The 17477-nt window shown below is 31.4% G+C and carries 16 protein-coding genes; all 16 read left to right on the top strand.

The window, feature by feature from the left end:
• Nucleotides 1–181 precede the first annotated feature (181 nt).
• The 16 genes from LNP27_RS10580 to LNP27_RS10505 all read left to right on the top strand — a co-directional run bounded on the left by LNP27_RS10580 (nucleotide 182) and on the right by LNP27_RS10505 (nucleotide 17469).
• Nucleotides 182–2230, top strand: a complete 2049-nt coding sequence (locus tag LNP27_RS10580; protein WP_346432387.1) for a gluzincin family metallopeptidase — start codon at nucleotides 182–184, stop codon at nucleotides 2228–2230.
• A complete protein-coding gene (locus tag LNP27_RS15305; protein WP_346432386.1) occupies nucleotides 2231–2929 on the top strand; it encodes a hypothetical protein in 699 nt (232 codons plus the stop codon).
• Nucleotides 2930–3115: 186 nt separating this feature from the next.
• Nucleotides 3116–5524 (top strand): alpha-ketoacid dehydrogenase subunit alpha/beta, encoded by a 2409-nt coding sequence (locus tag LNP27_RS10575; protein WP_229941575.1) that lies wholly within the window; start codon nucleotides 3116–3118, stop codon nucleotides 5522–5524.
• A gap of 143 nt (nucleotides 5525–5667) precedes the next feature.
• Nucleotides 5668–6345 (top strand): peptidoglycan DD-metalloendopeptidase family protein, encoded by a 678-nt coding sequence (locus LNP27_RS10570; protein ID WP_229941574.1) that lies wholly within the window; start codon nucleotides 5668–5670, stop codon nucleotides 6343–6345.
• Nucleotides 6346–6348: 3 nt separating this feature from the next.
• Nucleotides 6349–6831: a hypothetical protein gene (locus tag LNP27_RS10565; RefSeq protein WP_229941573.1), complete on the top strand. Its 483-nt coding sequence runs from the start codon at nucleotides 6349–6351 to the stop codon at nucleotides 6829–6831.
• A 796-nt stretch (nucleotides 6832–7627) separates the two neighbouring features.
• Nucleotides 7628–8182, top strand: a complete 555-nt coding sequence (locus LNP27_RS10560) for a helix-turn-helix domain-containing protein (RefSeq protein ID WP_229944062.1) — start codon at nucleotides 7628–7630, stop codon at nucleotides 8180–8182.
• A complete protein-coding gene (locus LNP27_RS10555; protein WP_229941572.1) occupies nucleotides 8183–10867 on the top strand; it encodes an ATP-binding protein in 2685 nt (894 codons plus the stop codon).
• The gene (locus LNP27_RS10550; protein WP_229941571.1) at nucleotides 10830–11129 is read left to right on the top strand and encodes a hypothetical protein; all 300 of its coding nucleotides are present in this window, start codon (nucleotides 10830–10832) and stop codon (nucleotides 11127–11129) included. Before LNP27_RS10555 ends, LNP27_RS10550 begins: the two co-directional genes overlap by 38 nt.
• The gene (locus tag LNP27_RS10545; RefSeq protein ID WP_229941570.1) at nucleotides 11129–11563 is read left to right on the top strand and encodes a response regulator; all 435 of its coding nucleotides are present in this window, start codon (nucleotides 11129–11131) and stop codon (nucleotides 11561–11563) included. Before LNP27_RS10550 ends, LNP27_RS10545 begins: the two co-directional genes overlap by 1 nt.
• Nucleotides 11564–12246: 683 nt before the next feature.
• Nucleotides 12247–12441, top strand: a complete 195-nt coding sequence (locus LNP27_RS10540; RefSeq protein WP_229941569.1) for a hypothetical protein — start codon at nucleotides 12247–12249, stop codon at nucleotides 12439–12441.
• Nucleotides 12442–12536: 95 nt separating this feature from the next.
• The gene (locus LNP27_RS10535; protein ID WP_229941568.1) at nucleotides 12537–13010 is read left to right on the top strand and encodes a Dps family protein; all 474 of its coding nucleotides are present in this window, start codon (nucleotides 12537–12539) and stop codon (nucleotides 13008–13010) included.
• A 108-nt stretch (nucleotides 13011–13118) separates the two neighbouring features.
• Complete coding sequence (locus LNP27_RS15275) at nucleotides 13119–14501, top strand: OmpA family protein (protein WP_305070163.1); 1383 nt, start codon at nucleotides 13119–13121, stop codon at nucleotides 14499–14501.
• A gap of 162 nt (nucleotides 14502–14663) precedes the next feature.
• Nucleotides 14664–14879 (top strand): hypothetical protein, encoded by a 216-nt coding sequence (locus LNP27_RS10520; protein WP_229941567.1) that lies wholly within the window; start codon nucleotides 14664–14666, stop codon nucleotides 14877–14879.
• Nucleotides 14880–15003: 124 nt separating this feature from the next.
• On the top strand, nucleotides 15004–15444 hold the full coding sequence (locus LNP27_RS10515) for a hypothetical protein (RefSeq protein WP_229941566.1): 441 nt from the start codon (nucleotides 15004–15006) through the stop codon (nucleotides 15442–15444).
• A 455-nt stretch (nucleotides 15445–15899) separates the two neighbouring features.
• Entirely contained in the window at nucleotides 15900–16691 is a 792-nt protein-coding gene (locus tag LNP27_RS10510) for an MlaE family ABC transporter permease (RefSeq protein ID WP_428979003.1), read from the top strand.
• A gap of 1 nt (nucleotide 16692) precedes the next feature.
• The gene (locus LNP27_RS10505; RefSeq protein ID WP_229941565.1) at nucleotides 16693–17469 is read left to right on the top strand and encodes an ABC transporter ATP-binding protein; all 777 of its coding nucleotides are present in this window, start codon (nucleotides 16693–16695) and stop codon (nucleotides 17467–17469) included.
• Nucleotides 17470–17477 lie beyond the last annotated feature (8 nt).

Raw genomic sequence — 17477 nt, 5'->3', positions numbered from 1 at the left:
GCTGTCCTAACCGACAGCTTTTTTTTATTTTACTGCAATTTTACCATTGTAATCTAATTATAATTATATTTAGTTTTTTAAAAATCTTAATATTTAATACTTGAAATCATTTTGTAAAATCATTTTATTTTTGGTTGTCCTCTTTGTATCCCAAAAACAATATGGACAACATCATTCGAAGATGGCTGTAGTGTTAAATTCAGAGAAAAAAACATTACAGATACAGCAAGAACTCACTTATTTCAATGAGTCAAATGACACCTTGACAACTATTGTATTGAATGATTGGAACAATGCATTTTCAAATAAAAACACCCCGCTAGCTAAGCGTTTTTCGGATGAATTCTATAGAGGTTTTCACTTAGCTAAAGAAGAGGAGCGCGGAAGTACAAATAACTTGATTGTCGCTGATGCAAATAAACAGCCTTTTCTCTGGGAGAGAACTAAAAAAAATCCGGACTATATTTTTGTTCAACTTAAAGAAAAATTGGTTCCTAACCAGAAAGTAACTTTTACCCTTTCCTACACTATAAAAATTTCAAGCGATAAATTCACAAAGTATGGTTATAGTGATAATGGAACATTAAAACTAAAAGATTGGTACCTTACTCCTGCACGTTATGAAGATCATGCATTTGTACAGCACAGCAATAACAACTTAGATGATATTGCAAATGCTATTTCTGATTTTGATATAAATTTAAAAATACCTGCTTTGCTTGAAATTACTACTGACTTAAATAGCGCAAAATCTCAAGAAGCAAATGGTTTTATTTCGTACAGATTAACGGGGAAAAATAGATCTATAATCAGTTTATTTATTGAACCAAAATCTAATTTTATAACTTACAAAAATGCTTCATTTAAAGTTCTTACTGATTTAAAAGACAACAAATTAAACGAAATACAGAAAGCGGTGGCAATCGATAGGATTATTAATTTTACTAACGATTTAATTGGCAAATATCCCAATGAAAAAATGTTAGTTTCGCAAATCTCTTATGAGCGAAACCCTTTCTATGGATTAAATCAACTACCATCGTTTTTAAGCCCTTTCCCAGACGAGTTTATTTATGAAATTAAATTTTTAAAAACCTACTTGAATGAATTTTTAAAAACAAGTTTACACTTAGATCCAAGAAAGGACAATTGGATTTACGATGGAATTCAAGTATATGCAATGATGAAATATATTGATGAGTATTACCCAGATATTAAAATGATGGGTAGTATTGCCAACATGAAATTACTAAAAAGTTTCAACTTAACGAAAATAGATTTTAACGGACAATACAGTTATTTCTATATGCTAATGGCCCGAAGAAATTTAGACCAGCCTTTAGGCGTACCAAAGAATTCTTTAATAAAATTTAATGAACAAATTGCCAGTAAATATAGAGCAGGAATAAGTATTCGGTTCCTAGATGAGTACTTACAAAACAATACGGTAGAAAACAGCATTAGAGCATTTTACAAAAAAAGCACACATGCAACAGTCTACAAATCAGATTTTGAAGAGTTATTAAAAGCAAATACAACTAAAAACATTAATTGGTTTTTTAATACGATTATCAATTCAAGAACAATTATAGATTATAAGTTTTCCAATGTAATAAAGACAAAAGATAGTATAACTTTTGGTGTTAAAAACAGAACTGGAGCACCCATTCCTATTCCCATTTATGGAACTAAAAACGGCGATATTGTCTTTAAACAATGGCTTGATATAGATGCATGTGACAGTACTTTCACTATTCCTAGAAGCAACATCGATAAAATTATATTGAATTTAAAAAATGAAGTTCCAGAATATAATTTAAGAAACAACTGGTATAAACTAGAAGGCTTTTTTCCAAATAATAGACCAGTGAAATTTGCTTTTATGAAAGATTTAGAAGATCCGTATTACAATCAGATTCTTTACGTGCCGTCACTAGGATATAATTTATATGATGGTCTAACACCAGGATTACGATTGCATAATAAAACCATCTTAGAAAAACCTTTTAACTTTGATATTAATCCATCCTACTCCACAAAGTCTAATAACTTATCTGGCTCAGGTGTTTTTGCCGCTAATCATTATTTTAGAAATAGTACGCTTTATAGTGCCAGATATTCGCTTAGTGGTTCTTATTTTCACTACGCGGAGGATGCTACTTACCTAAAATTAAACCCTACAATACAATTAAGGATTAGAGAAGCAAATTTTAGAGACAATAGAAAATAATTGATTTTATTCAGGCAAGTAATCGTAAACAAGGAGAAAAGTGCCTTAGTAATTGATAATTCTCCAGATAATTATTCAGTTTTTGATGCGCGATATATCAATACTAAAACAGAAGTAACCAATCATTTTAATTTTGCTTCTAATATACAAGTTTCTAGCAATTTTGGAAAGATTACCAGCGAACTAGAGTACAGAAAACTTTTTGAAGACAATCGCCAAATTAACTTACGTTTTTACGCAGGGACTTTTTTATACAATAAAACGCAATCGGATTTTTTTAGCTTCTCGCTAGATAGACCTTCAGACTACCTTTTTGATTATAATTATTTAGGAAGATCTGAAAGTACAGGCTTTTTTAGCCAGCAATACATTATTGCCGAAGGTGGTTTTAAATCTAAAATAGCAACACCTTATGCGAATCGCTGGATTACTAGTTTTAACGCAAGTTATAGCATTTGGAACTGGATCGAAGTTTATGGCGACATAGGTTTAATTAAAAATCAAGGCGTAAAACCAAAATTTGTGTTTGATAGCGGCATCCGTATGAATCTCGTAACTGACTATTTTGAACTGTACTTCCCTATATATTCGAACAATGGATGGGAAGTGGCACAAAATAATTATAACGAAAAAATACGTTTTATTGTCACTTTTTCACCTAAAACATTAATCAATCTTTTTAATCGAAAATGGTTTTAATCGAATACAACTGCTGCCAATAACTACATTATTCTTAAAAAAATTGCTATAAAATTACATATATCAAAAAAATAAAGTTCTTTTTATTAGAATAGAATACAAAAATTAAATTCTATTTTACAAAATCAACTATGAAAAGAATTAGTTTTTCCGTAAATTTGCAGCATAAAGTTATACTTTTTAATTATGATAAAAGAAAATACCAACACCACACTGACATTTGAGGATTTCAAAATAGAAGTTTTAAATGACTATACAACAGCCACAATAAGCCGTGAATGCAGCCTTTTAGGTCGCAAAGAAGTATTGACTGGAAAAGCAAAGTTTGGAATTTTTGGTGATGGAAAAGAAGTGCCACAACTAGCAATGGCTAAAGCATTTCAAAACGGCGATTTTCGATCTGGATATTATCGTGATCAAACTTTTATGATGGCTATTGGTCAATTGACGGTCGAACAGTTTTTTGCTGGATTATATGCTCAAACCGATATAGAACAAGAACCAATGTCAGCAGGACGACAAATGGGAGGCCACTTTGCTACTCATAGTTTAAATGAGGATGGGTCTTGGAAAGATTTAACAAAACAAAAAAATTCAAGTGCTGATATTTCTCCTACTGCTGGACAAATGCCCAGATTATTAGGACTCGCTCAAGCATCAAAAATATACAGACAGGTTACTGGAATTCCAAATGCTTCTAATTTTTCTAATGAAGGAAATGAGATTGCTTGGGGAACCATAGGAAACGCAAGTACTTCTGAAGGACTTTTTTTTGAAACTATAAATGCAGCTGGAGTTTTACAAGTGCCAATGGTAATGAGTGTTTGGGACGATGAATATGGAATTTCGGTTCATGCCAAACATCAAACTACTAAGGAAAGCATATCAGAAATATTAAAAGGCTATCAGAAAGATAAAAATACAAATGGTTTTGAAATTTTAAAAGTAAAAGGTTGGGATTATGCTGACTTAATTGCTACTTATGAAAAAGCCGCGGATATTGCTAGAGTAAATCATATTCCTGTATTAATTCACGTTACTGAATTAACTCAGCCGCAAGGACATTCTAGCTCAGGTTCACATGAACGATATAAGGACGGTAAAAGATTGTCCTGGGAACGAGATTATGATTGTTTGCGCCAAATGCGATTGTGGATGATTGCAATTAATATCGCTACTCCTGAAGAACTTGATGCTATTGATGCACAAGCTAAAAAAGAGGTTTTAGAAGCTAAAAAAGCAGCTTGGAATGCGTTCTTGGAACCTATAATTGCAGAACAAAAAGAGCTAATTTCTGTATTACAAGAAATAGCAAAAACAAGCGTTAATCAAGAGGCAATATTAAAATTTGCAACTGAATTGAATGGCATAAAATCTCCTATCAAAAAAGAAATTTTAGTGACAGCTCGAAAAGCATTGCGTTTACTACGTAATGAAAATGAGAAAGAAATACTATCACAATGGATTATTTCTTACACGGCTAAAACGCAAAAGAAATTTAGTAGTAATCTTTTCTCAGAAACAGCATTAAATGTTTTTTCTGTTGAAAAAGTACTGCCAATTTACGCTGATGACGCAACAGAAGATACAGATGGTCGTATGATTTTACGCGATAATTTTGATGCTATTTTTACAAAATATCCGGAAGCTTTAATTTTTGGTGAAGATGCCGGAGCGATTGGCGACGTAAATCAAGGATTAGAAGGAATGCAAGAGAAATATGGAGAATTACGCGTTGCTGATGTTGGCATTCGCGAAGCAACTATATTAGGTCAAGGTATTGGAATGGCACTAAGAGGCTTACGCCCTATTGCTGAAATTCAGTATTTAGATTATTTGCTGTATGCTATCCAGATCATGAGTGATGATCTTGCCACATTGAGATATCGCACCGTTGGAAAGCAAAAAGCACCTTTAATTATACGTACAAGAGGACATCGTTTGGAAGGAATTTGGCATTCAGGCTCTCCTATGGGAATGATCATAAATGCTATTAGAGGAATTCACGTTTTGGTTCCTAGAAATATGACACAAGCAGCTGGTTTTTATAATAGTTTATTAGAATGTGACGAACCTGCTTTAGTTATCGAATGCTTAAATGGCTATCGTTTGAAAGAAAAAATGCCTCTGAATTATGGTGATTTCAAAACACCAATTGGTGTTGTTGAAACTATGAAAGAAGGTTCAGATATTACATTAGTATCTTACGGTTCAACTTTAAGAATAGTGCAGCAAGCAGCTAAAGAGCTGGACGAAGTAGGAATTGATTGCGAGGTTATCGATTTACAATCGTTACTTCCATTTGACGTAAAGCATGATTTAGTTAAGAGTATTGCTAAAACAAATCGACTTTTGATCATTGATGAGGATGTTCCTGGTGGAGCGTCAGCTTACATTTTGCAACAAATTATTGAGCAGCAAGATGGATACAACTACTTAGATAGCAAACCAGAAACATTAACAGCTAAAGCCCATAGACCAGCTTATGGTACTGATGGCGATTATTTTTCTAAACCATCTACCGAAGATGTTTTTGAAAAAGTGTACGCTATGATGAACGAAGTAAATCCATCTAAATATCCAAGTTTGTATTAACTGTTATTTTAAAAAATAGAATGCAGTACCATTCTTTTTTTAAAATCTTAAATTACTATTTGTAGTATATAATTTAATGCCAACAGAAATTTTTTGTGTTGGCATTATTTATTTAATTTTATTTTTTTCAAAATATCTAGCAAATGAAATCATTAACTGCGTTATTACAAGAAATAGAAAATGCAAGAGTCATAGATGCTCAGGTACCTTACAATCAATACGTACCTATAGATTTATCAATTACAAACGAAGATTTTGTAAAACTAAAAATTGAAAATTCAATTGATTTTGAAAGCTATATCCACAATTATTTAGCTAAAAACAATGCGAAAGTAGCTTTTGGTGGATATAACGAAGTAAGGAGTTTATATAAAAGAAGTAAAATTTTTGGTAGTTCACATTCTGAAGAACGAAATATTCATATCGGTCTAGATTTATGGATTAAAGCTGGAACACCTGTTTTAGCAGCTCTCGACGGCTTTGTACATTCTTTTAATTACAATATGGGTGTTGGGGATTATGGTCCCACTATACTATTAGAACATCATATCGAAAAACAAAAGTTTTATACTTTGTACGGCCATCTCTCGTTAGAAAGTATAAATAATATTAAAGTGGGAACTTTTTATAAAAAAGGCCAACAATTAGCGACACTTGGAGATTCATTTGTCAATGGCGATTATGCACCTCATCTGCATTTTCAAATTATAAAAAAATTGGTCAACAATTTTGGTGATTATCCTGGTGTTTGTAGTAAAAATGATTTGAAACATTACTTAGAAAACTGTCCAGATCCCAATGTCTTATTAAAAATTAAATAAATTATGAAGAAAGTATTTTTAATTGTAAGCATCCTATTGCTTATTGGTTGTAAATCAAAAAAAGTTGTTACTACGCCTGAACCAGAAATTGAGGTGGTAAAAATGGTAAAGTTAAACCTTTCGGAAGTTGGAGAAAGTCAAAAGAAAAAAGCCTACGAATTAGGAAAAAGAGTTTTAATGACTTGTAATACTTCGAGATTTAAGCCTTTTACGACAAGTGAAGCTACCGCATCAGTTATCAGAAATACAACAGAAGAACGACTTACAAAAACCTGTACTCGCTTTCGTCAATATTATGGAAATTTTATTGATCTAGAATTAATTGAAACGTATAAAAACAATTTTGATCAATCTATCATTTTCCGTTACAAAGCTGCTTACACTAAAAAAGTAGCTAATAAGGAACTTAGGGTTACCATGGATCCTGATAATAAAGTTTCTTCAATAAAATCATTAGATTGGGTTAATGCTTTTCCTCTAAAATAAGCACAACTGTAATGGTAGCGTTAATAATATTATTTCGTAAAATCTTTTGACTAGTTTGTCTATTAGATTTTACTTAATGTTTTATGAAACTAATTTCATAAAACATTTTTAGTATGTGGCAAACTCAGTCCTAAATTAATTTAATTTCTAAATTTAATCTTCTAATTGACGCACTTTATTTTGTAGGTTTTTATTTTCAATTTTAAATATTATTCAAAATAATTATGTTTTCCATAAAAATAATACAAAGTGTTGCTTTAAAATTTATAATTTCAATACGCTAATTGGAGTATAAGAAAAACAAAATCCAAAATGAAAAAGCTGCTTCTTCTGACAATAGAAATTATAAAAACAAAGTAGTTTTAGGAATCAAAAATGAAATTTTTAGTATTACTGTTAAAAAAATCAAGATTCCATTAATCTCCACAAAACTTCCATCTTATTCGTTTTTACTCAATTTAAATCTTGAAATACACGTTTTTTAAATTTAAAAAGAAGGATTCTTTAATTTAAAAATTATTATACTTAAGATGAAAGCAGAATTTATATCAGATTGAAACAACATTCTAAAGACTTCAATTATTCTAAAAATAATAAATTTCAATGCAATCTCATCGAAAAATCTCCCAGACAAAAAGTAATTTACTCTAGCATTTTCCTTATTTAAAAATAATTTAGCTTAAGCGTCGAATAATAATATAGCTTATTTCTAAAATTTAATAGTTTACATTTAATTAGAAAAGTCAAACTAGTGCAAACTGTAAACTGAATAAATTTGAAACTATACATTAAATACATGGTTAGTAATCGCTGTAAATTAGCAGTAAAGGAAGAGCTAAAAAAGCTTAAACTTCATTTTATGGTTGTTGAGTTAGGAGAAGTAGAAATTATGGAAAATATTTCGATGGCGCAAAGACAAATTTTGAAGGTAGGATTACTAGATTCAGGACTTGAATTGATGGACGATAAAAAAGCGATGTTGATTGAAAAAATAAAAAATGTAATTATTGAAATGGTTCATCATTTAACAGAGCCTATTAATATCAATTTCTCCGATTATTTGAGTCAAAAATTAGACCACGATTACACATATTTATCCAACTTATTTTCAGAGGTTCAAGGAACTACAATTGAACAATTTATAATTTCGCACAAAACAGAACGTATAAAAGAGTTAATCATTTACGGTGAATTAAATATCACTGAAATTGCATGGAAAATGAATTATAGTAGTGTAGCACATTTGTCAAGCCAATTTAAAAAATCAACTGGTTTATCCCCTTCTCATTTCAAAAAATTAAAAGACAAACGTCGTAATCCACTTGAAAAAATTGGAAATACAACCGAATAAATGAAAACTAAAAAAACACCTGCACCACCCGATTTGGTTGAAACTACTAAAGGTTCTTTTGTCACAATAAGTGCTGAAGGAATAGTTACTGATAGTAGTGAAGCATCCATAAAAACTATTAAAATTTCGCAAGAGGAATTAGTAGTAAAAGGATTTTCGAATCAATTTACAGAAGAACAGCAAGAACAAAAAAAGTGGCAACATATTTTTGAAAAAGGATTTATTAAAGATCACTCCCTAACAGTAAAACATAAGAAAGAGAAACAAATTGGCGTACTTTATGATGCCTCGATATATGAAGATTCAGAAGGAATTACGCACGGTTTTTTTACAAAAACAACTAATAGCAAATTCCAGAAATTAGCAGCGCAATATTCGCATAGTCTGATTGAGGCAAGTCTTGATCCGTTAATCACCATTGATAGTGAAGGCAAGATTACTGACATGAATGAAGCATTAGTACATGCAACAGGAGTGAGCAGAACACAACTTACAGGTTCGAATTTCTTCGAATATTTTACTGAAAAACAAAAAGCACAAGAAGTCTATCAGAAAGTATTTAAAAATAAATCAGTAGAAGATTTTCCACTAACAATTCAGCATTTAAAGGGTAAACGGACTGATGTACTTCTTAATGGTTCTGTTTATAAAGATGAACAAAGTGTCGTTCAAGGCGTAGTTTTAGTGGCTCGAAATATTAGTGGGCAAAAATGGGCAATGGATTTAAAAATTGCTAATAGAGAGCTGGCCTTTCAAAATCAAGAAAAGGAAAAAAGAGCTGCAGAATTAATTATTGCGAATAAGGAACTCGTTTTCCAAAACCAAGAAAAGGAAAAAAGAGCTGCAGAATTAATGCTAATCAATCAACAGCTTATTTTCCAAAATATGGAAAAAGAGAGATGGCAAACTAAAAATAAAGAACTTAAAGATCTTAATCATACTGCAAATTTAAGCTCTCAATACACACTTAGCTTAATTGAAGCTAGTCGAGATCCTTTAGTTACCATTAATACTAATGGCAAAATTACGGATATGAATGAAGCTTTTGTCTTTAACACGGGTATGACACGTGAAGAACTTACGAATTCAGATTTCTTTAATTATTTTACGGAGCAACAAAAAGCGCGAGAAGTATATCAAGAGGTATTCAAAAAAGAATCAGTTAATGATTCACCGCTTACGCTTCGTCACAAAAATGGAAAATTGACTGATGTATTGTTTAATGGCTCCGTATATAAAAATGAAGAAGGAAACGTAGATGGCGTTGTCGTTGTTGCAAGAGATATAACCGATCAAAAAAGGATTGCTAATGAACTGATTGAAGCACGAGTTTTTGCAGAATTAGCTACTGAAATTGCTGAAGAAGCGAAAATAAATGCTGAAAATGCAACTATAATAGCTGAAAATGCTGTAAAAGCAAAACAACAATTTTTGTCGAATATGAGCCATGAAATTCGGACTCCTATGAATGCAATTATTGGCTTCACTAAAGTGGTTCTGAAAACAGAATTGACTGCTAGACAAAAAGAATACTTAGAAGCCATAAAAATAAGTGGTGATGCATTAATCGTACTTATAAACGACATACTAGACTTAGCAAAAGTAGATTTAGGTAAAATGACATTTGAGAAAATACCTTTCAAAATGAAATCCTCGATATCCGCCATGCTTCATTTATTTGAACCTAAAATAAACGAGAAAAATCTAAAATTAGTTAAAGAATACGACAAAAAAATCCCTGTTGTGCTGATAGGAGATCCAGTTCGTTTGCATCAAATAATTTTAAACTTAGTTAGTAATGCCGTCAAATTTACATCCACAGGAAAGATTACGGTAAGCGTTCATTTACTATATGAAGACTCGGATAAAGTTATTATCGAATTTGCTGTATCGGATACTGGAATAGGAATCCCAGAAGATAGATTAGACAAAATATTCGAAAACTTTCAGCAAGCATCCAGCAATACTTCTAGACTTTACGGCGGAACTGGATTAGGTTTGGCAATTGTAAAACAACTTATAGAACCGCAAGGTGGAACAATTCGCGTAAAAAGTGCAATGGGACAAGGCTCCACATTTAGTTTTACTTTAAGCTTTCTTAAAACAAACGCCGATGCACAGTTAGAAGCAGAGATACTTGAATTAGACAGCGAAATAAAAAATATAAAAGTTTTAGTAGTTGAAGATATTCCACTAAATCAGTTACTTATGAAAACGCTGCTAGATGACTTTGGATTCGGACGTGATATTGCTGAAAATGGTAAAATCGCAATTGCAAAACTAAAAGAAAACGAGTACGATGTTATTTTGATGGATTTGCAAATGCCCATAATGAATGGTTTTGAAACTACAGAATACATTCGTAAAACAATGAATTCTAAGATACCTATTATTGCATTAACTGCTGATGTTACAACAGCTGATCTTGCAAAATGTAAAGCCGTGGGAATGAATGACTATCTTGCAAAACCTGTTGATGAACGATTGTTATATAGCAAAATAATAGGAATACTAAAGAAGCCTAAATTGGCTAAAAAAAGCAACTCAAATTTAGAAGAAAAAGAAAAAAACAGCGAAGAAATAAAGTGTATTGACTTAACATATTTAGAACAAAGAACAAAGAACAAAATCAAATCCAGCATTAATGATGGAAATGATAACACTTTATTTAACGCAAACACCTGAATTAATTGCAACTATAAAACGCAGTTTAGCGGATGAAAATTGGCTTTTATTAAGTGCTGCAACACACAAAATCATTCCTTCTTTTGAAATTGTCGGAATCGATTCTGAATATGAAAATATTGCAAAAAAAATTCAAGAATTAGCAACTGTACTTGTAAAAACTCAAGAAATAGGTAATTTAGTGTTACAACTTGAAAAAGTATGCACACAAGCTTGTAGTGAATTACAAGAAGAGTTTAATAAAATTAAAAATAGCCTGTAATGAACGACAACAATAAAGTAAAAATATTTCTTGTAGATGATGATGCCTTATTTCTAAAATCTTTAGAACTTGAATTTTTAGATAATGCTGATTTTATAGTAGAAACGTATTCTACAGGAGAATTATGTATTGCAAACTTATCACACAATCCAGATGTTATAATATTAGATTATCAATTGGATGGTATCGTAGAGAACGCCATGAACGGACTTGAAACTCTCGATAAAATAAAAACTTTCAATCCAAAAACTCCTGTGATAATGCTTTCCTCTCAAGACAAAATCGAAGTAGCTATAAACTGTATGCATCATAAAGCATTTGATTATGTTGTAAAAAGCGAAACTGCTTTTGTTCGTTTGCAAAAAATAATCAGCTCTATTTTTAAATATCAAAAAATGGAGAAGCAATTAAATTGGTACATGGATCGCATGTAATCCTATTCCTTTTATAAAATTTATAAAAGTAGTCATTTCAGATTTAGGTAAACCTAAGATGTAAGTATAGAATTACGCTTTAACGTTTATCCAAAATCTGAAATTTTTATTACTGACTGCTTCCCATTAAAGACACTCCCCTATTTTCCTTTAAAACTCCAAAAGAATACAACACTCCAATATTCTTAGCTTACATTTTCTCGTCAATTCTACTTTTTTATTCTTTTTCCTAAATGAAAATGTAGCAATCCTATTGATAGAAGATTTATAACCACTAGCGAGTATTCTACAAATCTCCTTTCATTTTTGTTGTATTATTCTCGAAGTAAACTGATTTTGAAACAAGCTTATATTGAGAAATTAAACAATCCTTTTCAAATTTCATAACAGCAATTTATTCCTTAAATCTATACTTTACATCTTAATCGTTTTACTGATTAATATCTAAAAAATAAGACTATTAAAATGATTTTCAGAATGTTTTAGCTTGATTTTAATGTTAAACGCGTGTGAATATTATAAATTTTATTAACAATTGTGTAACAGTTTAGGTCCGAAATCAAAATACATTTGATAAGTAGTTAATAATGTTAGAAAAAACGTATTAAGGACTTTAATAAATCAGTTTAAAAGGCTTTAATTTAAACAAGCCTTTTTATAATAGTAACTTAAAAATATAAGATATGAATCTTAAAAGAATCTTCGGAGCATTACTTACTCTGCTTGGCATAGGCGGTCTTATTTACACGGCAGTGATTTTTGCTGGAACAACTGGTGGAACAACTGACATTAAATCCTTAGTCATCTACGGTATTTTAGGCCTAGTTTTCTTCCTTTCTGGAATTAGCTTAGTTCGTACAACAAAGGATGAATCTTAATTAAGTCAATTGCCTTAAAGTAGTATTCGCTAAAAAACAGAACAATAAACTAATTATTTTACTTACAAATTTTCACTAAATAAAATCTAGAAAATATGAAAATCAAAATTGGAATTACAGACGCACATTTAAAGAGTAGTATTTCAATACTATCTTCAGTTTTAGCAAACGAGATGACTTTTTACATTAAATTAAGAAAGTTTCACTGGAATGTATCAGGCCCAAGCTTTATGGAACTTCACAAACTATTTGAAGCACAATATACTGAAGTTGAAGTGTCTATTGATGAAACTGCGGAACGCATCAGTAAATTGGGTGGAAAAGCTATTGGGACGATGAAAGAGTTTTCAGAATTAACAGTAATAAAAGAATCACCTAATAAGTATCCTGAACAAAAAGAAATGCTCAAGGAATTAGTAGAAGATCACGAAACTATTATTGTCCAACTAAGAAAAGACATAGATACTTGTGATGAAGAAAATAAAGATGCAGGTACTGCTGATTTTCTTACTGCGTTAATGAAGGGACACGAAACTATGGCTTGGATGCTAAGAAGATATTTAGAATAGTATAGCTAGTATTTTCACTGCTTTAAAAATAGGCATAGTATAATTATTTCTGCAACAAATATCAATGTACTGTTTTTGAAATTTGCCTAAACAATTAAAACAAATAAAATGAAAAAAATCTTATTATTATGTACATGCCTAGCATTTACATATATCGCGAAAGCTCAAACTGAAGATAAACCTTGGAATATTGGTCTTCATGCTGGAGTAACTCAGTATCAAGGTGATTTAGGAAATAACTTTTATAAAACTGATAAAGCATTTTATGGTTTTGGGGGTATTTCTGTTTCCAGGTATTTAGGTCGTTATTTTGACTTGAACTTTTTAGCTTCTAAAGGTACAATTGGATACCATGATACTGCAATAAGAAACTTTAAAAGTGATTTTAACTCAGTTGCGTTAAATTTAAGATTTAACATGACAGGTCCTGAATCAATTGTTAGACCTTATGCTTTTGCAGGAGTTGGCGCTATTTTGTTTGACAATGATGTAAATTTTGATCAAGATAGAATAGACTATGCTTTACCTACTGCAGGTGGTGGATTCAACATTAGATTAACAGATGTAATTACACTTAATTTACAGGAAACATTTAGTTTTTCTAACAAAGACCGCAGAGACGGAGTAATTGCAGGTAAAAAAGATGCTTACTTATCTCACATGGCTGGTTTGACTTTTAATTTAGGAAATAAGAAAGACGCAGATAACGACGGAGTAACAGATCGCAATGATATGTGTCCAGACACACCAACAGGAGTAGCTGTTGACGCTAACGGTTGTCCTTTAGACAGAGACAATGATGGTGTTGCTGATTATTTAGACGCATGTCCGGATGTTGCAGGAATTGCATCATTAAAAGGATGTCCAGATAGTGACGGAGATGGCGTAGCAGATATCAATGATAAATGTCCAAACACACCTAAAGGAACTAAAGTTGATGCTTCTGGTTGTGCTTTAGATAATGATAACGATGGCGTTCCTAATGATATCGATCGTTGTCCTGATGTTGCTGGTCCAGCAAGTTTAAAAGGATGCCCAGATACTGACGGAGATGGTGTAGCTGATATTGATGACCGTTGCCCTACTGTAAAAGGAACAATTGAAAACAAAGGTTGTCCTGAAATTGCTAAGAAAGATGTGGAACGAATAACGTATTTAGGAAGTAAGATATTCTTTGAAAACAACAGTGCCACTTTAAAAGTAGCTTCATTAGTACAATTAGATGAGTTAGTAACTCTTATTAATAAATACGATGCTTCTAATTTAGTTATCGAAGGTCATGCAGATAGTAATGGTAGCGATGCTTTTAACTTAGAACTGTCGCAAAAACGCACCGATTCAGTAAAAGAATATCTGATGAAAAAAGGAGTTTCTGAATCAAGAGTAAAAGCAATTGGATTCGGCGAAAGCAAACCTATTGCATCTAATGCTACAGCGTTAGGACGTGCAAAAAACAGAAGAGTAGAACTGAAAATGAGCTACGAAAAATAAAAAAAGTAAGGTTAGGTTTTTATTTGGTTAAAAATGGGCTGCTGTAATCAGCAGTCCATTTTTTTTATAACACTCAGATAATAAATAGATTGGACGAACGTATAATTCGGAATTGCTAAGTAAAAACAAAATTAATTTATGATTATTTTAAAAACAGAAAACATGAACACACAAGGTATAGGAATCGTATTAATTGTTATCGGAGTAATTATGGTAGCGTACAATAGTTTTAACTTTAAAACAACTGAAAAAGTAGTTGATATAGGACCAATAGAAATTAGCAAAGAAGTTGATCATCCTATGGCCTGGTCGCCTATATTAGGTATTGGTTTAGCTATTGGTGGTGTCGTATTATTAGTTGCAGGAAAAAAGAAATAGAATCGGCTGCTAAAACTTAAGTCAGTTATAAGTGAATAATGTAACTTTTCCTTCTTTTTGTATAACAGATAACATTCTCTTTTAGTGAAATTTGTATATAATAAACTAAAAAAAGCAAAACACAATGGTTATTCATTACAATACAAGAATCAGAAGACTTTTGTTGACAATGCTAACAATTATTTCATTTGCATCGTTCACATCATGTTCTCAGAAAATTGCCTTTCAGAATTCAACAGTTGTACCTGCAGCGCAAGGTATAGTGACGATCAAGAAAGACAATAATAAAAATTACGCTATCAAGATAAAAATATCAAATTTAGCAGAGGTTCAACGACTACAACCTGCAAAAAATGTTTATGTAGTTTGGATCGAAACTGAAGAAAATAGAATTAAAAACATTGGTCAGATTAAAAGTAATACTGGATTTATATCCTCAAAACTTAAAGCCTCTTTTGAAACAGTAACTTCATTTCAACCAACAAAAGTTTTTATAACTGCTGAAGAAAATCAGGATGTGATTTACCCTGGATACCAAATGGTATTGACTACTAATAAATTTTAAGGTAATAAAAAAGTAACATTTAGTGAATGCGTTCTGCGATTTCTTGATCATGGATATAGTATATTAAATTTGACTTTTATTAAAATCTGAATGAGATCAAAACACGTATAATTTATTGCAACCAAAAAAAATCCAAATTTTGATATGACAAGAATTTTACTTTGCGAATCTGCTAAAAAATACAAGTTTTAAAAGTCGTCTTTTAAAATTCAAAATTCCAAAAGGCACTAAAGCTAAAAAAAAAAAATCAATAGTCTGTATCTCCCCCAGCCTACTGCAGATTACAAATTCTAACATTTTTTTTATGCAGAACTGAGTTTTTAACAAGCATGAGTAAATATAAAACGCTGTTCGGACAAATCATTTACTAGTAAACAATCAAAATAGCAATTGTTGTCAATATCAGATCATAAATGTTTAAAATAAATAGGTACAAATTATAAAATCAATTATAAATGAGTAATACGCTAGCAGATAAAAAGGAAAGCATAACGGTGTACATGAAAGATAATTTTAATGATATCGGAGAGGTAACACTATTTGCTACTCGATTTTTTAGAGAAGTCCTTAAACCGCCTTATGAAATGAAGGAATTCATAAAACAATGTTATATAATTGGTTATAAATCATTGCCACTTGTAACTATAACGGGCTTCATAATGGGTTTAGTACTAACACTACAATCAAGACCTACATTAGCCAAGTTTGGTGCTGAATCTTGGTTGCCAAGTATGGTTGCTTTATCACTAATTCGAGAAATTGCACCAGTAATTACAGCTTTAATTTGCGCTGGAAAAGTTTCTTCAGGAATTGGCGCTGAATTAGGATCTATGAAAGTGACAGAACAAATTGATGCTATGGAAGTTTCAGCTATAAATCCTTTTAAATACTTAGTAGTGACACGAATCTTAGCTACAACCTTAATGATCCCTTTGTTAGTGATTTATTCAGATGCTATTGGTGTTATTGGTGGTTACATAGGGATAAATATTCACGGCGATGTTAACTTATATCGCTATTTATCGCAGGTTTTAGAGGCAATTACATTTTCAGATATTTTTCCAGCAACTATGAAAACATTCTTCTTCGGATTTTTTATTGGAATGATAGGCTGTTTCAAAGGTTATAATGCTGCTAATGGAACCGAAAGCGTTGGTAAAGCAGCTAATTCAGCTGTTGTTACTGCCTCTCTTTCTATATTTATTATCGACATGATCGCAGTGCAACTAACTGATTTATTTTTATAGCATGAGAGAAGAACTTAACATACAAGAAGTTACTACTGATTCAAAATCAAATGACCCTGTAATCGAAATAATAGATCTTCATAAGGCCTTTGGAACTAACGAAGTATTAAAAGGTGTTAACCTTACTGTAAATAAAGGGGAAAATCTAGTCATATTAGGAAAATCTGGTTCAGGCAAATCGATAACTATCAAATGCATTGTCGGATTAATGGGTATCGACCAAGGTGAAATAAATGTTTTTGGAACTGATATCACCAAATTAGATAATTCAGGACTAAATGAAATTAGAGTCCGAATTGGGTTTTTGTTCCAAAACGCAGCTCTATATGACTCTATGAGCGTTAGAGAGAATTTGGGATTCACTTTAAGAAGACATGCTAAAGACCTTTCTGAGGAGGAAGTGGAAAATCAAATCAAAGATATTCTAGAAAATGTAGGATTAGTAGAAGCAATTGATAAAATGCCATCGGAATTATCAGGTGGAATGCGTAAAAGAATTGGCTTAGCACGAACATTGATACTGAAACCTGAAATTATATTGTATGATGAACCAACCACGGGATTAGATACAATAACATCACGTGAAATCAGTGAATTAATAAATGAGATCCAGAAAAAATATAAAACCACTTCCATCATAATTACGCACGATATGCCTTGCGCCAAACTAACCGGGAATAGATTAATGGTGCTAAAAGAGGGTGTTATACATGCTGAAGGAACCTATGAAGAATTAGAAAATAGCGAGGATGAGTGGGTACACTCCTTTTTCCTTTAATTAAAAAA

The organism is Flavobacterium galactosidilyticum, assembly GCF_020911945.1.
In the GTDB taxonomy this organism is placed as follows: Bacteria; Bacteroidota; Bacteroidia; order Flavobacteriales; family Flavobacteriaceae; genus Flavobacterium; species Flavobacterium galactosidilyticum.
Note: the sequence above shows the minus strand (reverse complement) of the source record. Positions and strands in the feature narration are given on the sequence as shown.